This is a genomic window from Actinomadura geliboluensis (assembly GCF_005889745.1).
GTDB lineage: Bacteria > Actinomycetota > Actinomycetes > Streptosporangiales > Streptosporangiaceae > Spirillospora > Spirillospora geliboluensis.
In genome coordinates this window covers 1-5,533 of sequence record NZ_VCKZ01000532.1, presented here as the reverse complement: position 1 = coordinate 5,533, position 5,533 = coordinate 1, and the positions used below count along the sequence as shown (strand labels likewise).

3 protein-coding genes are annotated in these 5,533 nt (G+C 75.1%); all 3 read left to right on the top strand.

All coding sequences use genetic code 11. The features are described from left to right. On the top strand, positions 1-2,051 hold a 2,051-nt coding region (locus tag ETD96_RS40560), incomplete at its 5' end, for an MMPL family transporter (protein ID WP_138641794.1). A 26-nt stretch (positions 2,052-2,077) separates the two neighbouring features. After that, positions 2,078-2,989 (top strand): NAD(P)-dependent oxidoreductase, encoded by a 912-nt coding sequence (locus tag ETD96_RS40555; RefSeq protein ID WP_138641793.1) that lies wholly within the window; start codon positions 2,078-2,080, stop codon positions 2,987-2,989. Between the two features lie 204 nt (positions 2,990-3,193). Next, on the top strand, positions 3,194-5,374 hold the full coding sequence (locus tag ETD96_RS40550) for a serine/threonine-protein kinase (RefSeq protein WP_205719711.1): 2,181 nt from the start codon (positions 3,194-3,196) through the stop codon (positions 5,372-5,374). Positions 5,375-5,533: the final 159 nt, after the last annotated feature.

Sequence of the window (5,533 nt, the reverse complement as noted above, 5' to 3'; positions counted from 1 at the left end):
CCCGCCTCGGCCGGACGATCAGAGCCGCGAAATGGCCGGTGCTCCTCGCCTGGATCGCGCTCGCGATCGCGGCGACGGCGTTCGCGTCCCGGCTGGGCGACGTGCAGCGCGACGACTCCGCCGCCTACCTGCCCGGCGGGTTCGAGTCGAGCGAGGTGGCCCGGCTGACCGAGCCCGACCCCGCGCACCCGGACGCCGAGACCGCCGTCGTCGTCTTCCACCGCGCGTCCGGCGGGGCCCTGACCGCCGCCGACCGCACGGCGATCGCGGACGCCCGCGAGGAGGCCGCCGCGCTCGGCGTACCGGGGGTGCAAACACCGGGGCCGGTGCAGACGTCACCGGACGGCTCGGCGGCACTGTTCACCGTCGGCATCCAGCCGCATCAGGCCGATGACGACACCGTCGCGACGGCTGTTGAGCGGCTGCGCACCGCGATGCCCGACGCGGACTCCGCCGGGCTGCGCGCCCTGGTGACCGGCGAGGCCGGGCTCGACGTCGACAATGACGGCGGGGACGTGGACGGCCCGCTGCTGCTGACCAGCATGGCGATTGTCGCCGTCCTCCTGCTGCTGACCTACCGCAGCCCCGTCCTGTGGCTGGTGCCGCTGTTCGCCGCCGGGCTGGCGGTGATGGTCGCCCGGGGCGGCGCCTACGGCCTGGCGCGGGCCGGGCTGGCGGTCACCGACCTGTCGTCCGCCATCCTCATCGTGCTGGTGTTCGGCGCCGCGACCGACTACGCGCTGCTGCTGCTCGACCGGTACCGCGAGGAACTGGCCCGGCACGCCGACCGGCACGAGGCGCTCGCCGAGGCGCTGCGCCGCACCGCGCCCGCCATCGTCGCGAGCGCCGCGACCGTCACCGCCGGGCTGCTGTGCCTGCTGGTCGCCGACCTCGCCGGGCTGCGCGGCCTCGGGCCCGTCGCCGCGTCCGGGATCGCGGTGGCGCTCGCGGCGATGCTGACCCTGCTCCCCGCCCTGCTCGCCTGCGCCGGACGGTGGGTGCTGTGGCCGCGCGTCCCGTCCCCCGGGCGGGACCACGGCGCCGGGCGGCACCGGCTCTGGGGCGCCGTCGCGGGACTCGTCGGGCGCCGCCCCCGGCTCGTGGCCGTCCTCGTCACCGGCGCGCTCGGCTCCGCCGCCCTCGGGCTGACCGGCCTGCACGTCAGCGCCGACCCCGTCGACAAGGTGCCGCCGCACAGCGAGTCGGTCACCGGCCGTCAGGTGCTCGCGGACCACTTCCCGGACGGCGCGTCCGACCCGCTCGCCGTCGTACTGCCCGCCGGAGCCGCGCCCGCGACCGTGGCCGTCGCCGAACGGGCCGCCGCCGCGACGGACGGCGTCGCCAAGGTCGAGCAGACGCCTCCGCTCGCCGGCCGGGGCACGCTGCGCGTCGAACTCGCCGTCCCGCCCTACGGCGACGGCGCCGCCGACGTCATCGACCGGCTCCGCGACCGGCTCGGCGACGCGGCGCCCGGGTCGCTCGTCGGCGGGATGCCCGCCGTGCAGGCCGACTACCGGGACGCCGCGCTCGGCGACACCGCGCGGATCGTGCCTCTCGTGCTGCTGGCGATCACCGTGATCCTCGGGCTGCTGCTCCGGTCGGTCGTCGCGCCGCTGGTGCTGCTCGCGACCGTCGTGCTGTCCTTCGCCGCCGCGCTCGGCGTCTCCGCGCTGCTGTTCACGCACGCGCTCGGCCACGGGGGCGTCGCCGCCGACCTGTTCGTCTACATCTTCGTGTTCCTCGTCGCGCTCGGCGTCGACTACAACATCTTCCTGATGGAGCGCGTCCGCGAGGAGCGCCGCCGCGCCGCGACGGCGGAGGCGGTCCGCCGGGGCCTCACCGCGACCGGCGGCGTGATCTCCGCCGCCGGGCTCGTCCTGGCGGGCACGTTCCTGGCCCTCACCCAGATCCCGGACATGACGGTCGCCGAGGTCGGGCTCGCCGTCGCGATCGGCGTCCTGATCGACACCCTCCTCGTCCGGTCGCTCCAGGTGCCCGCCCTGGTCACCTGGCTCGGCGACCGGACGTGGTGGCCCGGCGGACGTTCCTGACCTGCGCTGACGGGTACCGGGTCGGCATGGCGGCACCGAAGGTCGGCTGGATCGGGACCGGCCGCATGGGCACGGCGATGGCCGGGCGGCTCGCCCGCGCCGGAACCGACGTCACCGCCTGGAACCGCACCCTCGCCAAGGCGGAGCCGCTCCGGGAGGACGGCGCGGCGGTGGCCGCGTCGATCGCCGACCTGCGCGGGAAGGACGTCGTCTTCACGATGGTGTCGTCGTCCGCCGCCCTGGAGGACGTGCTGCTCGGCGCGGACGGGCTGCTCGCCGGCGACCGCGTCCCCCGCGCCGTCGTCGACTCCTCCACCGTCTCCCCGGAGTCGTCGGCACGCGTCCGCGCAGCCTGCGCGGAGCGGGGCGCCGGGTTCCTCGCGGCGCCGGTCAGCGGGAACGCCGGGGTCGCCGCCGCCGGCGGGCTGAGCCTGGTCGTGTCCGGGCCGCGCGACGCCTACGACCTCGCCGCGCCGCTGCTGGAGCGGATCGGCAGGTCGGTGACCTACGTCGGCGACGGCGACTCCGCGCGGCTGGTCAAGATCGCGCACAACCTGATGCTGGGGATCGTGACGCAGGCGATGGCCGAGATCACGGTGCTGGCGGAGAAGGGCGGCGTCTCCCGGCGCGCGTTCCTGGAGTTCCTCAACGGCAGCGTGCTCGGCTCGGAGTTCACCCGCTACAAGTCGCCCGCGTTCGTGAACCTCGACTACACGCCGACGTTCACGCCCGTCCTGCTGCGCAAGGACTTCGACCTCGGGCTCGACGAGGCCCGCCGCCTCGGCGTCCCCGTGCCCGTCACGGCGCTCACGGCACAGCTCGTCCAGGCCAGCGTGGGGACGGGCCGGGTGGACGAGGACTTCGCGATCCTGCTCGACCTCCAGGCCGCGGCCTCCGGCCTGGACCTGGAACCGGAGGACACCGGCCCCGACGACTGACGGCCGGTACCGGTTCCCAACGGCGGGCGCGGGTTCGTGAACCGCGTCCGGAGACGAGCGAACTCTCTGTCGAACAGTAGCGTCTATCTGTAGGCGAGCCGTCCGATCCCCCCGCCGACGATGGAGAACCGCGACTATGATCATGCGCCTGACGCCGGGCACGGCCGTGCCGGATCCCGGCACCGCGGCCGGGGAGGGAGCCGAGTGAGCGGTGTCGCGCCGGTACGGGCGGGCGACCCGGAGCGGCTCGGGCGGTACCGGATCACCGGACGGCTCGGCGGCGGCGGGATGGGCACGGTGTTCCTCGCCCTGTCGCCGGGCGGCCGCGCCGTCGCGGTGAAGGCGGTGCGGGCCGAGCTGGCGGAGGACCCGGGGTTCCGGCGCCGGTTCGTCCGGGAGGTCGACGCGGCCCGCCAGGTGAGCGGCTTCTTCACCGCCGCCGTGGTCGACGCCGACCCCGAGGGGACGCCGCCGTGGCTGGCCACCGAGTACGTGCCCGGGGTCTCCCTGGAGGCGGCGGTGGCCGCGCACGGCGCCTGGCCGGAGAGCACGGTGCTCGCCTTGGGCGCCGCACTGGCGGAGGCCCTGGAGAGCGTCCACGAGGCGGGCGTGGTGCACCGCGACCTCAAACCGTCGAACGTGCTGCTGGCGGCGGACGGCCCGCGCGTCATCGACTTCGGCATCGCGCGGGCCGCCGAGGCCACCGAGCTCACCGAGACCGGCATGGTCATCGGCACGCCCGGCTTCATCGCCCCCGAACAGCTCGTGGCCGACGAGGTCACCGCCGCCGGCGACGTCTTCGCCCTCGGCGCCGTGCTGGTGTTCGCGGCGACCGGCACCGGCCCGTTCGGGGCCGGGCACGCCCACGCCCTGAACTACCGGGTCGTCCACGAGGAACCGGACCTGACGGGCGTACCGCCCGCGCTCGCGGCCGTCGCCGCCCGCTGCCTGGCCAGGGACCCCGCCGGGCGTCCCACCGTCCCCGACCTGGTCGGCGAGCTGAGCCGCCTGGCGGGCACCGGGCAGGCCGCCGGCTTCTTCACCGAGGCGGGCTGGCTGCCCGCCCCGGTCGCGACGGACGTCCTCCGCGTCCGCTCCGCACCGCTCCTGCCCGCGCCCGGCACGCCCGCCCCACCGGGTGGTTCCGTTCCGCCGGGTGGCGCTGTCCCGCCCGGCGGCGCTGTCCCGCCCGGTGGATTCGTTTCGCCTGGTGGCCCCGTCCCGCCGGGTCGGGCTGTTTCGCCTGTTTCGGTGGGGCGGACGTCGGCGCTCAGCCGCGGGCGGCGCCGGGTCCTGGCTGCGGTGGCCGCCGCGGTGGCGGTCGGGGTCGTCGTCGCGGCGGTCGTCCTCGCGGTGCGTCTGTCCGGTGACGACGGCGAGGCCGAGGCGTCCGGGCAACCGAAGCGCAAGGAGCTGTGGACCTTCCCGCTGGAGGAGGGCATGCACCTGGCGCAGGTGATCGGCGGCACGGCGTACATCGACGACCAGAAGGGCGGCCTGTACGCCCTGAACACCGAGAACGGCCGGCTGCGCTGGAAGTACACGCATTCCCTGGGCGTGGGCGTCCCGACGGGCCCGCTGTTCCTGGGCGCCACCGATTCGATCGTGTACTACGGCGCCGGCGACTACACCTATGCCCGGGACGCCGCGAGCGGCGCGGAACTGTGGAAGTGGAAGGACAACGGCATCCATCCGTCGATCGAGGTGGTCGGGGAGAAGATGTACGGGTCGGACGTCCGGCTGATCGCGCGCGACGCCCGCACCGGGCGGGAGCTGTGGCGGAACCGCTACGAGGGCTTCTCGAAGAAGGGGCCGGCCGTCTCCGGGGGAGTCGTCTTCGCCGTGATCAGTGACGGCACCCTGCGCGCGGTGGACGCGGAGACCGGCGCGAACCTCTGGCGCCTCAAGGTCGGGGACGAGATCGAAACGTCCCCCATCGCCGCGAACGGAACCGTCTACTACGGCGTCCGGGACGGTTCACTGCACGCGGTGAACGCCGCGACGGGCCGGTACGCGTGGAAGCAGGGCTTCGAGGGCGCCTCCTGGGACCCCGCCATCGCCGGCGGGGCCGGCACCCCGATCGTCGAGGACGGCGTCGTCTACTTCGAAAACGACGGCTACGTCTGCGCCTTCGACGCCGCTACCGGCAAGCCGCTGTGGCGGCACAAGCCGGGCGTGGACGAGGCCCATCTGGTGTCGGTCCAGGACGGGAAGGTGCTGTTCGACGACGGCAGCGACGAGGGCGCCGGCAACCTCTACGCCCTCGACGCCCGCAGCGGCACCCGCCTGTGGCAGGAGCACGTGGGCGGGAGCCTGGGCCTCATCGACGGCCGGCTCTATGTCGAGGAAGACGACGTTCTGCGCGTGCTCTCGGGCACCGTCTGATGGAGAGGGCAAGCGGAGTGGAGGCGTACGCGCCGCTGGAGGCGGGCGACCCGGAGCAGCTCGGGCCGTACCGGCTCGCCGGGCGGCTCGGCGGCGGCGGGATGGGCCAGGTGTTCCTGGGGTCGTCGCCGGGCGGGCGGGCGGTCGCGGTGAAGGTGG

Bases quoted from the DNA above. Each gene is read 5' to 3' on its own strand.
- ETD96_RS40555 (WP_138641793.1), top strand. From the start codon at position 2,078: ATGGCGGCACCGAAGGTCGGCTGGATCGGGACCGGCCGCATGGGCACG.